This window comes from Streptomyces sp. NPDC005898, from assembly GCF_040629635.1.
Classification (GTDB): Bacteria; Actinomycetota; Actinomycetes; order Streptomycetales; family Streptomycetaceae; genus Streptomyces.
In genome coordinates, this window is the sequence record NZ_JBEXWC010000026.1 from 94,827 (window position 1) to 112,912 (window position 18,086).

18 protein-coding genes are annotated in these 18,086 nt (G+C 73.1%); 5 read left to right on the forward strand and 13 right to left on the reverse strand.

What is annotated here, in order from left to right; translation table 11 throughout:
• Positions 1–61: 61 nt before the first annotated feature.
• The 6 genes from ABZ385_RS27940 to ABZ385_RS27965 form a co-directional block, all read right to left on the reverse strand.
• Entirely contained in the window at positions 62–2,764 is a 2,703-nt protein-coding gene (locus ABZ385_RS27940; protein WP_358913671.1) for a SpoIIE family protein phosphatase, read from the reverse strand.
• Between the two features lie 173 nt (positions 2,765–2,937).
• Positions 2,938–3,354, reverse strand: a complete 417-nt coding sequence (locus ABZ385_RS27945) for an ATP-binding protein (RefSeq protein WP_358588808.1) — start codon at positions 3,352–3,354, stop codon at positions 2,938–2,940.
• Positions 3,355–3,470: 116 nt separating this feature from the next.
• A complete protein-coding gene (locus tag ABZ385_RS27950; RefSeq protein ID WP_358913672.1) occupies positions 3,471–3,869 on the reverse strand; it encodes a (deoxy)nucleoside triphosphate pyrophosphohydrolase in 399 nt (132 codons plus the stop codon).
• 43 nt (positions 3,870–3,912) lie between these two features.
• Positions 3,913–4,089 carry an SPOR domain-containing protein gene (locus tag ABZ385_RS27955; RefSeq protein ID WP_358588805.1) on the reverse strand — a complete coding sequence of 59 codons (177 nt, stop codon included), beginning with the start codon at positions 4,087–4,089 and terminating at the stop codon, positions 3,913–3,915.
• A gap of 213 nt (positions 4,090–4,302) precedes the next feature.
• Entirely contained in the window at positions 4,303–5,058 is a 756-nt protein-coding gene (locus ABZ385_RS27960; RefSeq protein WP_358913673.1) for a GntR family transcriptional regulator, read from the reverse strand.
• Between the two features lie 221 nt (positions 5,059–5,279).
• Positions 5,280–6,854 (reverse strand): S8 family peptidase, encoded by a 1,575-nt coding sequence (locus ABZ385_RS27965; protein WP_358588802.1) that lies wholly within the window; start codon positions 6,852–6,854, stop codon positions 5,280–5,282.
• Positions 6,855–7,201: 347 nt separating this feature from the next.
• Between ABZ385_RS27965 and ABZ385_RS27970 the strand changes: the two genes are divergently transcribed.
• The 3 genes from ABZ385_RS27970 to ABZ385_RS27980 are packed head-to-tail and all read left to right on the forward strand — an operon-like array spanning position 7,202 to position 8,977.
• On the forward strand, positions 7,202–8,335 hold the full coding sequence (locus tag ABZ385_RS27970) for a pyridoxal-phosphate dependent enzyme (RefSeq protein WP_358913681.1): 1,134 nt from the start codon (positions 7,202–7,204) through the stop codon (positions 8,333–8,335).
• 42 nt (positions 8,336–8,377) lie between these two features.
• A complete protein-coding gene (locus tag ABZ385_RS27975) occupies positions 8,378–8,794 on the forward strand; it encodes a hypothetical protein (protein ID WP_358588800.1) in 417 nt (138 codons plus the stop codon).
• The gene (locus ABZ385_RS27980) at positions 8,795–8,977 is read left to right on the forward strand and encodes a hypothetical protein (protein WP_358588798.1); all 183 of its coding nucleotides are present in this window, start codon (positions 8,795–8,797) and stop codon (positions 8,975–8,977) included.
• Positions 8,978–9,000: 23 nt separating this feature from the next.
• Here ABZ385_RS27980 and ABZ385_RS27985 read toward each other — a convergent pair whose 3' ends face one another.
• Both ABZ385_RS27985 and ABZ385_RS27990 read right to left on the reverse strand, forming a co-directional pair.
• On the reverse strand, positions 9,001–9,633 hold the full coding sequence (locus ABZ385_RS27985) for an HAD-IB family hydrolase (RefSeq protein WP_358913674.1): 633 nt from the start codon (positions 9,631–9,633) through the stop codon (positions 9,001–9,003).
• A complete protein-coding gene (locus ABZ385_RS27990) occupies positions 9,620–10,849 on the reverse strand; it encodes an oxidoreductase (protein ID WP_358913675.1) in 1,230 nt (409 codons plus the stop codon). Before ABZ385_RS27990 ends, ABZ385_RS27985 begins: the two co-directional genes overlap by 14 nt.
• A gap of 93 nt (positions 10,850–10,942) precedes the next feature.
• Between ABZ385_RS27990 and ABZ385_RS27995 the strand changes: the two genes are divergently transcribed.
• Complete coding sequence (locus ABZ385_RS27995) at positions 10,943–11,548, forward strand: TetR/AcrR family transcriptional regulator (RefSeq protein ID WP_358913676.1); 606 nt, start codon at positions 10,943–10,945, stop codon at positions 11,546–11,548.
• Here ABZ385_RS27995 and ABZ385_RS28000 read toward each other — a convergent pair.
• Positions 11,525–12,541: a ScbA/BarX family gamma-butyrolactone biosynthesis protein gene (locus ABZ385_RS28000; protein ID WP_358913677.1), complete on the reverse strand. Its 1,017-nt coding sequence runs from the start codon at positions 12,539–12,541 to the stop codon at positions 11,525–11,527. The genes ABZ385_RS27995 and ABZ385_RS28000 overlap by 24 nt on opposite strands.
• Positions 12,542–12,783: 242 nt before the next feature.
• Between ABZ385_RS28000 and ABZ385_RS28005 the strand changes: the two genes are divergently transcribed.
• Positions 12,784–13,437 carry a ScbR family autoregulator-binding transcription factor gene (locus ABZ385_RS28005; RefSeq protein WP_358699846.1) on the forward strand — a complete coding sequence of 218 codons (654 nt, stop codon included), beginning with the start codon at positions 12,784–12,786 and terminating at the stop codon, positions 13,435–13,437.
• Between the two features lie 48 nt (positions 13,438–13,485).
• On the opposite strand, the gene ABZ385_RS28010 is transcribed toward ABZ385_RS28005, so the two are convergent.
• From ABZ385_RS28010 to ABZ385_RS28025, 4 genes are all read right to left on the reverse strand, one after another.
• Positions 13,486–15,039 (reverse strand): MmgE/PrpD family protein, encoded by a 1,554-nt coding sequence (locus tag ABZ385_RS28010; protein ID WP_358588784.1) that lies wholly within the window; start codon positions 15,037–15,039, stop codon positions 13,486–13,488.
• A 105-nt stretch (positions 15,040–15,144) separates the two neighbouring features.
• Complete coding sequence (locus tag ABZ385_RS28015; RefSeq protein ID WP_358584363.1) at positions 15,145–15,513, reverse strand: nuclear transport factor 2 family protein; 369 nt, start codon at positions 15,511–15,513, stop codon at positions 15,145–15,147.
• Positions 15,514–15,582: 69 nt separating this feature from the next.
• Positions 15,583–16,542, reverse strand: a complete 960-nt coding sequence (locus ABZ385_RS28020) for a diacylglycerol kinase family protein (RefSeq protein WP_358584364.1) — start codon at positions 16,540–16,542, stop codon at positions 15,583–15,585.
• Positions 16,543–16,638: 96 nt separating this feature from the next.
• Positions 16,639–17,850 (reverse strand): cytochrome P450, encoded by a 1,212-nt coding sequence (locus tag ABZ385_RS28025; RefSeq protein WP_358584365.1) that lies wholly within the window; start codon positions 17,848–17,850, stop codon positions 16,639–16,641.
• Between the last annotated feature and the right edge of the window lie 236 nt (positions 17,851–18,086).

The window sequence follows — 18,086 nt, forward strand, 5'->3', positions numbered from 1 at the left end:
CAGGACGGGCCGGGCAGGGCGAGCCGGGCAGGCGGAGCGGGCGCGGCCGGGACGGAGCGGGTCAGAAGAGGCTCAGGAGGGCTTCTGCCGCGTCCATTGGTTCGGTTTCGCCGTCGGGGAGGGGGAGTTCGAACCACACCGTCTTGCCGCGTGGTGTCCTGCGCGAGCCCCACGCGGCGCTGAGCAGGCCGACCAGCTGGAGGCCGCGCCCGCCCTCGTCGGTGTCGCGGGCCCGGCGGCGCCGGGGCTGGACGAAGCCGCCGTCCCAGACCTCGCAGACCAGGGTGCGGTCGAGCAGCAGGCGCAGCCTGATCTCGCCCTCGCCGTACCGCAGGGCGTTGGTGACCAGCTCGCTGACGAGCAGTTCCGCGTTGTCGCAGAGCTGCTCCAGGTCCCAGGCGCGCAGTTGGTCGCAGGCCAGTTCGCGGGCGCGGCCCACCGACTTGGGGTCGCGCGGCAGCGTCCAGTCGCCGACGTGCTCGGCGGGCAGGCCCTGGACGCGGGCCATGAGGAGCGCGATGTCGTCCTCGCCGTGGTGGGTGTGGAGGCTGTTCAGGACGTGGTCGCAGACGTCCTCCAGGGCGGGCGGCGCGTCGCCGAGGGCCCGTACGAACGCGTTCAGGCCCTCGTCCAGCGGGTGGTCGCGGGATTCGACGAGGCCGTCGGTGTAGAGCGCGAGGAGGGCGCCCTCGGGCAGTTCGACCTCGACGTCCTCGAAGGGTTCGCCGCCGACGCCGAGCGGCAGGCCCGGCGGTACGTCGAGCATGAGCGCGAGCCGGTCGGGGTCCCCGGACTCGACGAGGACGGGCGGCAGATGTCCGGCGTTGGCGAACGTGCAGCGCCGGGTGACGGCGTCGTAGACCGCGTAGACGCAGGTGGCGAGGTAGACCTCGCTGAGGTCGGCGTCGGCCGCCTTGCGGGCCGCGCGGGTGTTCTGCTGGGGACCCGCGGGGTTGCCGAGGCCGCGGGCGATCTCGTCGAGCGCGGAGAGCACCTCGGCCGGTTCGAGGTCGAGCAGGGCGAGGGTGCGCACGGCGGTGCGCAGCTCGCCCATGGCGACGGCGGCGCGCAGCCCGCGCCCCATGACGTCGCCGACGACCAGCGCGGTGCGGTGGCCGGGCAGTTCGATGACGTCGAACCAGTCGCCGCCGACCTCCGTGGCCGCGTTGCCCGGCAGGTAGCGGCAGGCGATGTCCAGGCCGGAGGCCTCGGGGTCGCCGGGCGGGAGCAGGGACCGCTGCAGTATCAGCGCGCGCTCGTGCTCGCGGCGGTAGAGGCGGGCGTTGTCGATGCAAACGGCGGCGCGCGCGGCCAGCTCGACGGCGAGCGCGCGGTCGCGCTCGCCGAAGGGCTCGCTGCCCTTGGTACGGGAGAACTGGGCGAGGCCGACCACCGTGTCGTGGGCGACCATCGGCACGGCGAGGGTGGACTGGATGAGCCCGCCGGTGAGGCGGCTCGCGGAGTCCTCGTCCCGGGCGCTGGTCAGCCGGGGCCGGGCGGCGCGCAGGGCCTCGGCGCAGGGCGAGGTGAACGGGAAGCGGTGCACGGCCCCGACGGCGACGGGCGCGCCGCCGTCCGGGAACGGCACGTCGGCGACGGCGCTGGCGTAGGCGACCCGGCGCAGTTCCGCGCTGCCGTCGGCGAGGCCGGGCGGTGCCTCGTCGCCGGCGAGCAGGCCTTGGTAGAGGTCGACGGAGGCGAGGTCGCAGAAGCCGGGGACGGTGACGTCGAGGAGTTCGCGGGCGGTCGTCTCCAGGTCGAGGGAGTTGCCCATGCGGGCGCCCGCCTCGTTCAGGAGGGCGAGGTTGCGGCGGGCCTGGGCGGCCTCGCGGGCGGCGGCGTGCCGCCGGGTGACGTCGGTGCCGAGGCCCGCGACGCCGATGGGGCGGCCCGCGCCGCTGTGCACGCGGTAGAGGTCGATCGACCAGTGCCTGCGCTCGGTGCTGCCGGGCGCCGGGCCCACGATCTGCATGTCCGTCACCGCTTCGCCGGTCTCCAGGACCCGCTTCAGGGCGGCGGCCATGCGGTCGGCCTCGTGGCGCGGGAGGTAGTCGTGGACGGTGCGGCCGCGGTGGTCCTCGGCGCCGCCGCCGAAGACGTCGGCGAACCGGCGGTTGGCGCGCTGGACGCGCAGATCCGTGCCGAACAGCAGGAAGCCGAAGGGAGATTGTCCGAAAATGGCCTGCGAGGCGGCGAGGTCCGTCTCGATCCGCCGCAGCGCCCGGACGTCGACGACGATGCAGACCGCGGCCCGCTCGCCGTCCCGCGTCCCGGTCGGCATGACGTAGACCTCGGCGACGCCCTCCGTGACGGGCTCGGCGCCGGGGCCGCCGACCTTCGCGTCCGCGTCCGCGGGCAGCCGGAAGGGGACGACACCGGTCCACTCCCGCCCGTCGAGGATCTCCGCCATCTTCCGGTGGCTCCCCGCGCGCAGCTCGGGCGGCACGAAGGCCTCGATGGGGTCCTTGCCGACGGCGTCCCGCGCGGCCACGCCGAACAGGCGCTCGGCCCGGGCGCTCCACTGGTCGACGAGGCCGTCGGGGCCGATCGAGAACGAGGCGACCTGGATGTGGTCGTATATCGACCCGGGCGGGCTGCTCCGCCAGGTCTCGTCGACGGACCCCGCACCGGAGCCGGCCCCCTGACCGGAGCCGGACCTGTCGCCGGAGCCGGACCTGTCGCCGGGAGCGGGCAGCCCGCCGGAGCCGGGCGCACCGCCCGACGGCTCCTCGGGCTCCGTCGCCTTCGCTGGTATCTCGCTCACGCGAACCGTCCCCTCCAGCTCACCGCGTCCGGCACCGGTCACCGCGTACGGCTGACCGCAGTATCCAGCACTACGGACCAGCGCCACACGGCGTTCACGATCACAGCACGGACTCGACGCTTTTTGGCCCGTGCGGCTCTTGTGCCCGACGCTCTACGCACACTGCCAGTCTTCTAACCCGGCAGCGCCAGCTCGAACCACACCGTCTTGCCCGTCCTGCCCGTACGGCCCGGCCGGGTGCCCCAGCGGCGCGAGGAGCGGGCCACCAGCTGGAGCCCGCGCCCGCCCTCGTCGTCGAGGGCCGCGACACGCTCCAGGGGCGGGTCGGGCAGCGGGTCGGACACCTCCACGAGGAGCGTCCCCAGGGGATCGGCGGGGCGTACGAGGCGTACGCCGATGGGACCGGAGGCGTGCCGCAGGGAGTTGGTGACCAGCTCGCTGACGAGCAGGGCGGTGACGTCGCCGAGGGGCGCGAGACCCCAGGTCCCGAGCTGGTCGCGGACGACGGCGCGGGCGGTGCGGACGGCGCCGGGGTCCGCGGGGAAGTCCCACTCGGCGCAGTCGCCTTGGATGTCGATCACGCCGATCACTTCCAGACCAGAGGCAGAACCTGTCCGGTTTCGGGTGGTTAATGGGCACATACCCGATATCGCGGCGGCTTTACCGCGTACTGGGGCGCACTGTGGCACGAACGGCGTAGGCGGAGTCAGCGCGTGGTGTGCGGGAGGGCGAGCGCCGCCGTCACCGCGGGCACGTCGGCGGCCAGCCAGTCGACCGACCACACCTGGTCAGGGGCGAGCCAGCGCAGTTCGTCGTGATCCTGGAGGGGGTGGGCCACGCCCGAGACGAGGCGGGCCCGCCACACCCGAAGGACGTACCCCTTGGGGAGCGGCCATTCGCCCGGCACCCGCTCGGTGATCTCCGCCTCAACGCCCAACTCCTCGCGCAGTTCGCGCGCCAGCGCGTCCTCGCACCGCTCGCCGGGCTCGACCTTGCCGCCCGGCAGCTCCCAGCCGCCCGCCAGCTCGGGGGGCGCGCTGCGCCGCGCGGCGAGCAGGCGTCCGTCGTCGTACAGGGCAGCGCCCGCCACGATGCGTTCGTTCATGCGCCGGAGCCTAGAGGGCGGCCGGCGGGCCGGAGCGGGGCGGTCAGGCGTTCTGGTTGAGCTTCTCGATCCAGTACAGCTGCTTGTTCCCGCGCCCGTCGAGGCTGTCCGCGATCTTCTGGGCCTCCGCCTTCGTCGCGTACCTGCCCACGCGATAGCGGTTGCCGTTGTCGTCCTGCCGTATGACGAGCCAGGGCAGCAGATCCGTCCCGTCGTTCATCGCGCCCCTCCGCTCGCCGGCCCGGGCGCGCGCCACGCCTCGATCACCAAGGAAACCGCACTCCGCATATGCCCGAGCCTACGCCCGACCTTTACTCAGCGGATACGCGTTTGCACGAAGAGATACCCGTCAGGGGCGGTGGAGGTAGGCAATCGGCCACGGTGCGCGCGGGCGCGCCCCCGTTCACGCGGGCGCGGCCGCCGGCGCGCGGGCTCACTTCACGGGGAGGTGGTACGCGATGCGGTAGCGGTCGGCGGGGACCACAATGTCGGCGGTCTCGACCGGGCGGCCCGAGGCGTAGTACGTCCGCGAGACGACGAGGACGACATGGCCGGGGACGCCGCCGAGGGCCGTCAGCTCCTCCGCGAGGCCGGGGCGGGCGCCGACCTCCTCCGCGACGTTGTCCACCACCACGTCGATGGCCGCCATCCGCTCCACCACGCCGCAGCCGCCCAGCGGGCCCTCCTCGGGGAGCATCACGGGGGTGCGGCCGGTGACGGCGAGGGGCTCCCAGGACGTGGAGAGCATCATGGCCTCCCCCGCGTCCCGGAAGACGTACTTGGTGCACATGACGCGCTCGCCGGCGCGGATGCCGAGGCGCTCGGCGACGGCGGCGCTCGCGTCCGCCTGCTCGCTGCGGGACTCCCAGGTGCCGCGCGCGCCCTCGGCGGCCTGCTCCTGGCGGAAGGGGGTGGAGCCGCCGTCCACCGCGCGGTAGCCCGTGCGGGCGATCCGGCGGGGGACGGGGCGCTCGCGCACATACGTGCCGGAACCGGAGCGGCCCTCGACCAGGCCCTCGGCCATCAGGACCTTGCGCGCCTCCAGGGCGACCGTGTCGGACACGCCGTACTCCTCGCGGATCCTGGCCTGCGAGGGGAGGCGGGCGTGCGGCGGCAGCGAACCGTCGGCGATCTTCTTGCGGAGATCACCCGCGACCCGCAGATACGCCGGCTGCTCACCGAAAGTCACTGGCCACTCCCATCAGGTTGACAGACAGCTACAGCCTGGCAACCGTGGGTTGTCGCCCGCAACCCAAGGCCAAGGAATCACTCGAAGTGATGATTTCTGACCCCGCAGGTCTTTACGCAGGACGCTTGCCCGGATATGCGTCTCGCCCTCGCGGCGGGCCAGGGGTGGGGGGCCCCGGGCCGTGCCACGAGGGCGAGCGGGTCATCCGGGGGCGAGGTCACTCAGAACTGCAGGCCCCAGGAGTCGATCTTGCCGGTGTCCTGCGCCGCGTTGTCGCTGACACGCAGTTTCCACGTGCCGTTGGCCGTCTCCGAGGAGGCGTTCACGGTGTACGTGGTGTTGATGTTGTCCGCGCTGCCGCCGGTGCCGTACGCCTTGAGGGTGTAGGCGGTGCCGTCGGGAGCGATCAGCTGGACCTGGAGGTCGCCGATGTAGGTGTGCTGGATGGTCACCGGCACGCTCAGGGCCGCGGGCGCGTTGCCCGCGACGCCGGTCACGGTCACGGGCGACTCGGCCGTGGCGTTGTCCGCGATCGCGTAGTCGGTGTCGTTGGTGAACTTCGGGCCGGGCGGGTTCGTGGTGCCGCCGGTCACGTTCAGCAGACGGTTGGGCGAGCCGGTGCCGGGGTTGGTGACGACGCCGGTGGAGGCGGCGTCGACCAGCGCGGTGGAGACCTGCGCCGGGGTCGCCGAGGGGTTCTGGCCGACGTAGATCGCCGCCGCGCCCGCCACGTGCGGGGAGGCCATCGACGTACCGGAGATGGTGTTGGTCGCCGCGTCGCCGGTGTTCCACGACGAGGTGATCGAGGAGCCGGGGGCGAAGATGTCGAGGACGCTGCCGTAGTTGGAGTAGCTGGCCCTGGCGTCGGTGTTGGTCGTGGCGCCGACGGTGATGGCCTCCGTCACGCGCGCGGGCGACTTGGTCGAGGCGTCGGTGGACTCGTTGCCCGCCGCGACCGCGTAGGTGATGCCGGACGCGATGGAGTTGCGTACGGCCGTGTCGAGGGCGCTGTCGGCGCCGCCGCCGAGCGACATGTTGGCCACGGCGGGCTTGACGGCGTTCTTGGTCACCCAGTCGATGCCCGCGACGACCTGGGCGGTGGTGCCCGAACCCTGGTTGTTCAGCACGCGGACGCCGACGACCTTGGCCTTCTTCGCGACGCCGTGCAGGGTGCCCGCGACGGTGCCGGCGACGTGCGTGCCGTGGCCGTGGCCGTCCTGCGCGGTGTTGTCGTTGTCGATGGCGTCGTAGCCGTAGGAGGCGCGGCCGCCGAAGTCGCTGTGGGTGATGCGCAGGCCGGTGTCGATGACGTACGCCGTGACACCCTCGCCCGCGGAGTCCGGGTAGGTGTACTTCTGGTCCAGCGGGAGCGCCTTCTGGTCGATGCGGTCCAGGCCCCAGGAGGGCGGGTTGCTCTGGGTCGCGGAGACAGTGAACGTCCGGTTCTGGACGACGGCGTCGACCGCCGGGTCCGCGGCGAACCGCTTCGCCTCGGCCTCCGTCAGCTCCACCGCGTAGCCGTTGAGCGCCCTGTCGTAGGTGCGCTCGATCTCGGCGCCGTACCGCTGGGCGAGGGCCTTGCCGGCGGCCGAGCGCGCCTTCGGGGCGTCCTTGCCGAGGCTCACGATGTAGCTGTTCTTGATCGTGCCGGGGGCGCCGGCGTTCTCGATCCTGCCTTCGGCGCGGTCCGGCCGGGCGTCGGCGGGGACGGCGGAGACGACGCCGAGGGCGAGGGCCGCGACCGCTGTCGCGCTGATCCCGGCCACTCTTCGGCGGGCATGACGCATCACTGCCATCTGAGGGGTCCTCCTCAATAGGTGGTGCGCTGGTGGGGGAAGTCGAACGGGTGGTGCCCACACGCGCGGAGGCGTCCATATGATCGTCAGGAGCATGTCAATACGGGCGTACGCGTATGCCGTCCGACCCCACGGGGCCCGCCTCCGTCGGGACGAAAGATTGGCTGATCCATAGGAATCCCACAAGGCCCACGACCGGACGGGCCCCGCCCGCCGCACCTCGTCGGCCTCATCCGCCCCACGACTGGCCTGACGTGGCGTCAGACATGGCTGGTTCGGGGGTGCGTGGGCGGTCGACCTGACGCAAAGGCGGTACGGGTACGGCCTAGCCTGCGCGCATGACCGTCATGGACCATGCGGGCCCCGCGTCCGCGCTGCCCGACTGCTTCTGCCCCCTCGACGGGACCCGCGTCCCCGCCGGCTCGCTCCAATGGGCCTGTCCGCTCTGCCGCGGCCCCCTCGACCTGGACTTCTCCCCCACCCCGGCGCCACTCACGTCCCTGGCCGGCCGCGTCAACTCGCTGTGGCGGTACGCCGAGTGCCTGCCGCTGCCCCTGCCCGCGATCTCCCTCGGCGAGGGCCGTACGCCCTTGGTGGAGCTGACCGGCGGTGTGCGGGCCAAGGTGGACTTCCTGATGCCGACGCTCTCCTTCAAGGACCGGGGCGCGGTCGTGCTCGCCGCCCTCGCGCACCGCCTCGGGCCCGACCTCGTCATCGCCGACAGCAGCGGCAACGCGGGCACGGCCCTCGCCGCGTACTGCGCGCGGGCCGGGCTGCCCTGCACCGTGTACGTGCCCGCCGGCACGTCGGCCAAGAAGCTGGAGCAGATCGGCGCGCACGGGGCGCGGCTCGAAGTGGTCGACGGCGACCGCGAGGCGACGGCCCGCGCGGCCCGGGCCGCCGCCGACCTGCCCGGCACGTTCTACGCCTCGCACGTCCACAACCCCTACTTCCTCCACGGCACCAAGACCTACGTCCACGAACTGTGGGAGGACCTCGGCGGCCGGCTGCCCGACGCCCTCGTGCTGCCCGTCGGCAACGGCACGCTGCTGCTCGGCGCCGCGCTCGCCGTGCGGGAACTGCACGCGGCGGGGCTCATCGCGAAGACTCCGGCGCTGTACGCGGTGCAGGCCGCGGCGGTCGCCCCGCTCGCCGCGGCCTGGCGGGCCGGCGCCGACGACCTGGCGGGCGAGACGCCGGCGGCGCCCACCGCGGCGGAGGGCATCGCGATCCCCCGCCCGCCCCGGGCGCGGCAGATCCTGCGGGCCGTACGCGATTCGGGCGGCGCCTTCTTCACCGTGACGGAGGAGCAGGTGGCCGCCGCCCAGCGGGATCTGGCCGCACGCGGCCTGTACGTCGAACCGACCGGCGTCGCCTGCTGGGCCGCCGTCCGGGACGGGGCGCTCGGCGAGCGCTCGGCGGTGGTCCCGCTGTGCGGCGCGGGAGCGCGGACGGGGCTCGCGGCCGCGGCGGTCGCCTGACGCCGGGTACGGGGTGAGCGCGCCGCCGAAGGACGCCGGTCCATGGAGCGGTTCCGCTGCGTGAGCTGTCTGTGCGGCGCGCCCACGACGGACATCACGACGTCGCGCCAGGAGTGCGCGGAGTACGCCGGGATGTTCGGCTGGCACATCACGGAGGTCATCGAGGAGCGCGTGGGGCTGCTGCCGCCGCACGGGCGCGACGGGCTGGAGCGGGCCGTCGAGCGGGTGCGCGGCGGCGACGCCGGGGCGGTGCTCACCGCGTGGCGGTCGATGATCTCGTCGGTGCCCCAGGAGTACGACGAGGTGGCGCGCGAGATCGAGCGGGCCGGGGGCTTTCTGCACGTCAAGGGGGGCGCCGCGCCGCGAGCGGGGCACGGCGTGACGTTCGCGCCGGCCACCGCGCGGCCGTGGCGGGACGCGTGGCCGCTCGTCGCGCGGACGGACGACGGGAACCGGTAGGTGACCGGCACCCGTTGGCTGTACTGCCGGCGCCGGGGCGTGCGCGTGCTGTGGGTCGGCTCCGTCCGTACGCCCGGTGCGACGGGCGACCTGTACGCGTGCGGTGCTTGTGTCGCGGAACCCGACCACATGGTGCGCGTCCAGTCACACGGCCGGGATCGGGTCACCGACCGCGCCGTGTGAGCCGGACATGCCGGGAAGGGCCGTCAGCGGTGCGGTGCGACCAGCACCGCGTGTCCCACCTCGGAGAGCATCGGCAGGTCCGAGACGTCGTCGCCGTAGCCGTAGCAGTCGGCCGGGTCGATGTGCGCGTGCCGGGAGAGCAGTTCGCGCACCAGGCGGCGCTTCTCGTCGCCGATGACCGGGGCGCCGAGGAGCGCGCCGGTGTAGACGCGGCCGCACCGCTCCGGGCGCGCGCACAAGACGTGTTCGGCGCCGACCGCCTCGGCGAGGGGTTCCAGGAGGGGCCGGAACGAGCCGGAGACCAGGGCGATGGTGGCGCCCTCGGCGCGGTGCCGCCGCAGCTCGGCGACGACGTGGCGCACGTAGAAGCCCTCGGCGGCGCTGCGCTCGGCGAACCAGCGGCGGGCCCACTCCTCGACCGCCGCCACGGGCTCGCCCCGCCAGGCCCGGTAGTAGGCGCGGTTGGCCTGCGCCCTCGGCAGGCCCGCCGCCGATTTCGCGAGGAGGTCCTCGCGGAGCCGGGCGGCGCGCAGGGTGCCCTCGGCGCCGTGGCGGCCCCTCGCGTAGTAGGCGTGGAAGTCGAAGAGGCTCTTGCCGGTGATCAGCGTCTCGTCGACGTCGGAGAAGACCAGACGGGGGCGTTCAGACCTCGGCATGGGGCACCTCCGGTGCCAGGTCCCGCGCGGTGGCGGTGACTTCGGTGAGTTCCTCGGCCAGTTCGGAGAAGACGCTGCGCGCGTAGTCGACCGCCGCCTGCTCGCGGCGCAGCATCCGGTGGCCCGCCACGGTGCGCACGTCGCGGCGGCACCGCTCGACCGCGGCCGGGGCCGGCGGGCCGGCGGGGACGCCGGTGCGGTGCAGCCGCTCCACCGCGCGGGCGAGCAGCCCGACGACGGAGGCCGCGACACGCCGGTTGCGGGCGACGTCCCGCTCGGTCCAGGTGGCGGCGTCGGCGCGCTGGGCGGCGTCCCGCAGCAGCAGGCCCGCGGCCTCGATCTCGTCCGCCGAGAGGGCGAGGACCCGGTGCAGCCGCAGCGCGCCGGCCTCGGGCAGGGCCAGCGCGGCGCGCGCCGCCCACCGCGACCACTCCTCAAGGGCGTGGCGCGCGGCGCCCAGCGCGGGGCCGCAGAACAGGAGGCCGCCGCCGAGCTGCGCGGGGACGGTGTGGCACCGGGCGCGCCCGGGACCCGGCGTACCGGCGGTCAGGTCGGCCATCAGGAAGGAGCGGTGCCGGGGCACGGGGACGGACTCGACGACGACGGTCTGGCTGCCGGTGCCGCGCATGCCGTCGGGCCGCCAGGTGTCCAGGACGGTCGCCTGGGCGCGCGGGAGGGCGAACACCCGGCAGAGGCCGCCCGGTTCACCGGCTTCGGTCGGTTCGGTGGAGGTGAGCAGCAGCCAGTCCGCGTAGTCCACGCCGCTCGCGTAGGCCCAGCTGCCGCTCAGCAGCCAGCCGTCCCGGGTGGGCCTGGCCTCGCCCGAGGCGCTCATCACCGCGGTGATCCGCGTGTCGGGCGAGTCGGCCCAGAGGTCGCGCTGGCCGTCGGGGGGCAGGTAGGCGGCGAATCTGCCGTGCGCGGCCCACAGGGCGCCGCACCACGCGGCCGAGGCGCAGCCCGCGCCGACCGTGGCGGCCGCGTCGAGGAGCGCGTCGAAGGTGCCTTCCGTGCCGCCCCAGGCGCGGGGCACGAAGTGCCGGGCGAAGCCGGCGCGGGTCAGCAGCCCCGCGGTCTCCTCGTGCAACCGGTGCTCCCGGTCGGCGTGGTGGGTGTGGACCGCCGCGGATCTGGCGGCGTTCGCGACGGCGGCCGGGGGCAGCGCGAGGCTGTCGGGCCGCTGACGTCCTGCTGGTGAACTCTGTGACGGAAACATCTGTGGCATACACCTCTCGCACCGATTAGAATTCGTTCTTGAACGTATCTTTATGGCCGCCGGTCCCCTCGCCACTCGATCCCAGTGAAGGAGGTGTGCACCTTGCCGAAGCAAGCACGGGCCTTGCGCACATACGACGCCGTCCTGGACGCCGCCGCCTACGAGTTCGCGCGATACGGGTACGCGAACACCAACTTGCAGAAGATCGCCGATCAGATCGGCCTGACCAAGGGCGCCCTCTACGGCCACTTCTCCAACAAGGAGGAGCTGGCCGCCGTGCTCTCCACCCACCTGTCCACCGCGGTCGAACTCCCCCTGGGTGAGGCGAGGGCCGCCACCGGCCCGGCGTTCGACCGACTGCGTAGCCTCATGCTCACCCTGGGGGAGCTCTTCCAGGGCGATGTCCGTGCCCGTGCCGCGCTGAGACTGACCCTGGAGACCGCTCAGGCGTCAGGGGTCACCGCCGCCTTGCTGGAGGAGACGCACTCCGTCGTGCGCCGGCTGGTGGGCGAGGTACAGCAGGAGGGTCGCTGGGATGCCTCGGCGTCCGCCAAGGCCGTGGCCGACCTGCTCGTGGCCGCTTTCTTCGGTGTGTTCTGGATGGGCTCCGCCGGTGACCGGCCGGAGTCGGGCGGCGGCCGGGTGGCCGCCATGTGGAACGTGCTGGCCCAGGCCCTACGGCGCAAAGCCTGTCAGTGAGGCCGGCTCGGGCCAGCGGCCCACCGCCGGCGGGGCGGGGCAGGGCCCCATGCCCGCCCACATCATGTCGGTGCGCGCCAGCAGGGTGTCCCCCTGGAGGGCCGCGACCCGCAGCCGGAAGGGGTCCGTCGCCCCGGCGCCCGGCACGCTCTGCTCGACGACGAGCCGGATCGGCGCGTCCAGCTCCGCGAAGGCCGCGCACTCCACCTGGGAGCCGACCAGCGCGAACACCTGGTCGGGCTCCTCGACCTGTTCGTGCACACAGAGGTGGCCCAGCTGCCGGAAGCCCTCCATCAGGACCATCAGCGGCACATGGTCGGTCGGGTGGTCGAAGAGCACCGCGTGGTCGCGGTCGAGGCGCAGCTGCCAGTCCCCGTCCGGCCAGCAGCGCTCCAGGACGCAGTCCTTCCAGCGCAGCCGGCCCACGCGGCGCGGCGGCACGAGCGGCGTGGCCGAGGTACTGCGCGCGACGGGGACGGGCGGGGTGTCGCCGCCCCACGCCATCCGGCGCAGCAGCCCGTACCGCCTGTCGTCCAGCACGAAGACCCGCAGGGTGCCGCTGCCGCACTGCACGCCGTCGACCAGCAGCCGTACGTCGATCCTGGCCCCCCTGGGCCGCCCCTCCTCCCAGGTCCACCGCACGTCGAGGACCACCGGGACGGGGACACCGACGATCCGCAGGGCGGCCGGGTCGGTGATGTCGAAGGACAGGTCGCGGCCGACGAAGCGGTGCCCCAGCGGGACCTCGCAGTACTCGTGGGCCACGTAGAGCAGGGCCTGGCGGATGGTCTCGGCGAACAGCATCGGATCGCTGAAGCCCTGCCCGTCAGGGTGGTAGAGCGCGTGATCGCGCGGCCACTGGGCCGCGACAGAGAAACGGCTGTCGCTTACGCGACAGCCGTCCGTGACGAAGACCTCCGCGATCGAGCTGCGGTGCACCAGCTCGCGCGGCACGGGTCTGAGAAAGGTGAGGCCAGGGACCGTGGGATCCATTGATGAGGCCTCCCCGTTTCTGGAAGTATCCGTGAGTACGACCGACATCCGAGACAACGCTTCCCCCCAAATCAGGACGAACTCTTGTTAGAGAACAGGCGTGTGAAGCCTTGCTGCCCGGGAATTAATATACCTGCGGGAAGGTATATTTCAAGGGTTGTCACCACGTGCGGTCATCATCAACCACCCCTGCGTGCCCAGCAGTTGTCCGATCCGATCGACTCAGCACGATATGGAAGCCCATGAGCAAACAACGCAAGACACCGCTGTCGTCCCTCCCGGCCGGCTCCCTCTCCGACGACACCTCGCACCTCAAGCAGGAGCGGGCCATCCACACCCGCAGGACGATCCTCGACGCGGCGGCCTCGGTCTTCGCCGACACCGGCTTCCCCGCCGTCACCATCAAGGACGTCGCCGACAAGGCGGAGCTGACCAAGGGGGCCGTGTACTTCCACTTCGCCAACAAGGAGGCGATCGCCGTCTCCGTGGCCGACGAGTTCTACCGGCGGCTGAACGAGATCATCGCCCCCGTCCTGGACGGCGACCCGTCCTCGCCCCAGACGGTGATGGACGTCCTGATGGCGGTGGCCGGCGGCTTCCGCGACGACGACTACATCAAGGCCGGCTCCCGGCTCCAGATCGAACGCCCCTACATCAAGGGCGACATGCCGGTCCCCTACGTGGGCTTCACCGACCTGCTGACCGAACTCCTGGCGAACTGCGACAAGGCGGGGACGCTGGAGACCGCCGATCCGGCCGCGCTGGCCCGGGTGCTGCGGGCCGCGCTCTTCGGCGCCCAGCACATCTCCTGGGTCCAGGCCAACCGCCAGGACGTCGTCGACCGGGTGCGGGAGATCATCGATGTCTTCCTGACCACCCACCGGGTGGCGTCCTGACCCGTGTGCCGACGAGCGTACGGCCTCCGTGCGCTCACGGCCCGGCGGTCAGTCCAGGAAGGCCGCCTCGATCCAGCGGCGCACCCCGCGCGGCCGCATCCGGTGCAACGCGCCGACGGTGTCGGCCACTTGCGTGGAGCCGCCGACGGCCAGGAACTTCTCGCGGACCATCTCCGAGTGCCGCACCCGCGTGTCGGGACCGGCCGCGCCGACCGGGATGAGCCGGCCGCGCGTGACCGTGCGCCCGTCGGTCAGCCGTACGGTGACCCGGGCCCCGGTGGCCTTCGTCGAGCGGGAGAAGTCCGCGCCCGCGGCGCCCAGATCCCCGATGAGGTCCACCAGTTCGTCACCGCCGAAGCCGCGCAGCCACGGGGTGGCCAGCGGGCCCGCCTCACGCACCGCCTCGCCGAACGGGGCGTCCGACAGGAAGAGTTCGCGGGTCATCCGCGTGTCGTGCTCCAGGCGCACCCGGCGGGCCAGCGCCCAGCGGTCGGGGTCGTCCAGCCGCGGCGAGGAGAAGTCGTCCACCGAGAACTCCCCGGTCAGCAGCGTGGTGGCGACCGGGTAGGGCACGTCGAGGACGAGCGCGCCGAGGGGGGACCCCGGCCCGTTGACGTACTGGGCGGCGCGCTCCCCCGCGAACAGCGTGTACAGCGACGCCTCCACGACGATCTCCGCCACGTCCTGCGGGCGCAGGGAGCCCAGCTCCCGGTGTATCTCCATCGCGCAGTCCACGGCGGCGTCGATGCCGGGGCCGCCCGGGTGCATCTTGAACGACAGGGTGTCGGTGTGCCAGCGGCTGCCCAGCCCCTTGGCGACGGCCTGGGGCAGCGGCACGGTGGCGAAGCGGGCCAGGAAGCCGTCCTGGTGCTCGATGATGTCGGGGGCGCCGCGCAGCCCGGCGGCGGCCGCGTCACAGGCGTCCATGGCGGTGCGTACGGGCGTGAAGGTGTTGAACAGCCGGGCGTCGCTGGCCAGGAAGGCGCGCATCAGCGGCCAGTTGGGCATGGCGAAGGCCAGGCCGAAGGCGTCCTCCCACTGCGAGGCGGGCGCCCGGTCGCAGTGCAGCCGGCCGGCGACCGCGCCCGCCAGATGGGTGTGCACGGCGCTCTGCCCGCGCAGCGGACCGAGGGTCGCGGAGGCGGTGATGCGGGCCGCGCACTCGTTGGCCGCGACGACGGCGGTCAGCAGCGAGAGCCCGTCGAGCTTGCGGGCGTAGGCGAAGGCGAGGGGCACCGCGACGGTCGAGTTCGACAGATGACCGGCGTACGCGGTGTCGTCGAGGTTGAGCCAGGAGCCGAGGGCGGCGAAGACGCCCGCCGCGGCACGCGGGTCGCGCTGCATGGGATGGCCGAACGCGGCCACGAGCTTGCGGCCCAGCGGATGGGCGAGGCCCGCCCTGATGGAGGCGACCTGCGACAGGACCTGGCTCGCGGCGAGCTTCAGGACCCGGCAGGGCACGTCCTGGGGGCGCAGTCGCGCGGCCCATCGGGAGAGTTCGCGCAGCGGTGTGTCCGTGGCGGCGCGGGCCGCCGCGGGCCGGGGCGGCTCCCACTGCTCGCACAGTGTCCGGGCCACCCGTTCGGCGAGGACTGCCGACATGTGACGCACCGTGCCTTTCCTGTGCGGGCCCGGGCGGCACGGCCGCCGGGCCGGTGAGTGCCGCGGCGGCGGTACGCCGATGACGTACCGCCGCCGCGGGGGTGATCAGGCCGCGGGGACCTTGTCCAGGAAGCCGTAGACGCCCTTGATTCGGCCGTCCTCGGCGGTGACCGCGACGTCGAAGCCGATGGCGATCGGCTCGGCGCCGGGCTCGGTCACCAGGCCCCACTGGAAGCGGGCGAGGTTGTGGTGGGTGTCGACGGTGCCGATCAGCTCGAAGCCGAGGCCCTTGAACTGGTCGCGGGCGCCGGCGATGACCGCGCCGATGCCCTCGTGGCCCTCGACGGCCGCCATCGGGTCGATGTACGGGGCGTCCGCCGTGAACAGCTCGGCGATCGCCGCGGCGCGCTTGTCGGCGTCCGCCTCGTTCCAGATGGCCAGGTAGCGGGTGACGGTGTTGTTGAGGTCGCTCATGAGGACTCCTTGGAGAGAGAAAGCAGTCAGGTGGTAAGGGACATGAGGAAAGAGGGGCCGGGCGTGCGGTCAGAGCTCGTCTCGCGCCGACGCCCAGGCGGCGAGCGCTCCGGGGAGCACATCGAAGGTGGCCGAGGCGCCGATCCCGTGCTGGTACTCGCCGTCGTGCTCCAGAGGCAGCCGTCCGCCGTCGGTGCGCTCGACGGTGATCGTGCGGCCGCGTGCGTACACGGTCGCCGGATGCGCCATGTGCGCCGCCTCCAGGGTCAGTCCGGGCACCTCGGTGGCGGCGACGCCGTCACCGATGACACAGACGTCGAGCAGTCCGTCGTCGAGCACCGAGTCGGGCAGGACCAGGAACCGGCCGCCGCGGTAGCGGCCGCCCCCGACGTTGGCGAGGACGGTCGGGCCCTCGTGGACCACCTTCCCGTCCACCACGACCCGGCCCGGGTACGGGACGTAGGCCTCGGCCGTCTCGGCGAACGCGCGGGCGTACAGCTCGCGGCCGCTGAGCGGGATGCCCTTCGCGGTGATCAGCGCGTCGGCGATCACCCCGGTGCAGGCGCCCAGGCAGACGCAGTTGCCGGTCTCGGCGAGCCGCGCCAGGTCCAGGTGGCGCAGCCGGGCGCTGCCGCCCGGCCCGGAGTCGGCGAGGACCGCCTTCAGGGACTCGGTCCAGGGCTGCTCGCCCCAGAGCATCTTGTACCCGGAGTTCCCGGTGCCGCCGGGCACCACCATGAGCGCGGCGCGCCCGGCGGACTCGGCGAGGCCCTGCACCACCTCGCGGACCGTGCCGTCGCCCCCGATGGCCACGACGAGGTCCGGCGCCCCCTCGGTCCGCTCCAGGGCGCGGCGCACGAAGGCGGTCGCGTCCCCGGGGGCGGTGGTGAGGTGCCGTTCGGTGTGGGACAGGTGGGCGGAGCACAGTTCCTCGACGTCACGCACCAGTTCGGGGCTGTGGCTGCCGGATGCGGGATTGGCTATGACCAGGGCCCTGGTGGGGACCGCGGCGTCGCTGCTGTCGGCCATGACGGGCGTACTCCTTGATCTGGTAGCACCTGCGAACGACTCTTTCACCGGGCGCTGACACGGATCTGACGTCCGCCTGACGTCGGCCGGGTGGTCCTACCAGGTCACGAGCAGGGAGTTCAGCCCGTAGTTGATGGTGTTCTCGCGGAAGGAGACCGCGCCGGGCACGTCCGCGACGCGCAGGCCCGGGAAGCGGCCCACCAGGGCGCGCAGGGCGACCTCCAGCTCCATGCGGGCCAGGGAGGCGCCCGGGCACAGGTGCGGGCCGTGGCCGAAGGCGATGTGCCGGCTCGCGTCGCGCGTCAGGTCGAGGCGGTCGGCGTCCGGGAAGACCGTCTCGTCGTGGTTGGCGCCGGGGTAGGCGAGGATCACGCCGTCGCCCGCCGCGATGTGCGCGCCGCCGATCTCCGCGTCGGCGACGGCGACACGGACCTGGTTGTCCTGGGTGATGGACCAGTAGCGCAGCAGCTCCTCGACGGCCGGGGCGAACCGCGACGGGTCGCCGCGCAGCTGCTCCAGCTGCGCGGGTTCGCGCAGCAGGCTCAGCACGCTGAGGCTGAGCTGGTGGGCCGTCGTCTCGTGGCCTGCCACCAGGAAGAGCCGCGCCATGGCCACCAGGTCGTCGTGGGACAGCTCGCCCGTCGCGACGTACTGCGTGGCGAGGCGGCTGAGCAGGTCCTCCTGCGGCTCGCGGCCCTTGCGCCGGATCAGTTCGTCCAGGTAGCCCGTCATCTCCACGAAGGCGGCGTAGATCTCCTCGGGGGTCGCGTCCTGGGAGAGGACGGCCTGGCTCAGCTCGGTGAAGTCGCACTCGTCGGCCTCCGGGACGCCCAGCATGCGGGCGATCACCAGGGAGGGCAGCCGTACGGAGAAGCGCGCCACCAGGTCGACCGGGCGCGGCCCCCGCTCCAGCTCGTCGACGAGGCGCTCCACCAGCAGCTCCACGGAGGGCCGCAGGGCCCGGGTGCGGCGGGCGGTGAACTCCGTCATCGCCATGCGGCGCAGCCGGCCGTGCTCCGGGCCGTCCATGCGCGTGAACGACATCACCCGGGGCGCGGGCGGCAGTTGTATGCGGACGGGGAAGCCGGGCAGCGTGTCGTCCGAGCTGAAACGCGTGTCGGCCAAAATGGCGCGAACGTCCGCGTAGCGGGTGACCAGCCAGGCCTCTCCTGTCCTGATCCGCACCTTGACGGGTGCACCCCTACGCAGTTCGGCGTAGGCGTCCGGCGGCGCATACGGGCAGGTGCGCGGCATGGGCCAGGTGTCGAGACGCTCTTGTACCTCGGATATGACAGGTGTGACCGCCATGAATTCCCCCCCTGGGTTGTGGCTGATTCCTTTCCGTCATGCTGGCCGAAACCCCTGATGCTCCTCTGACGCCGGACTGACCCTCCCAGGGCCTTGACGGCACCCGCGTACACCGCCTCTGACCTGCACGGGAAACATGCCTGTAACACGTATCGGCGGCCGGTCGCGGGCATGCGAACGGCGGGTGGCCCCGGAGGCCGGGGGCCCGGGGGCCCCCCCGGGGGGGCGCCCCGGGT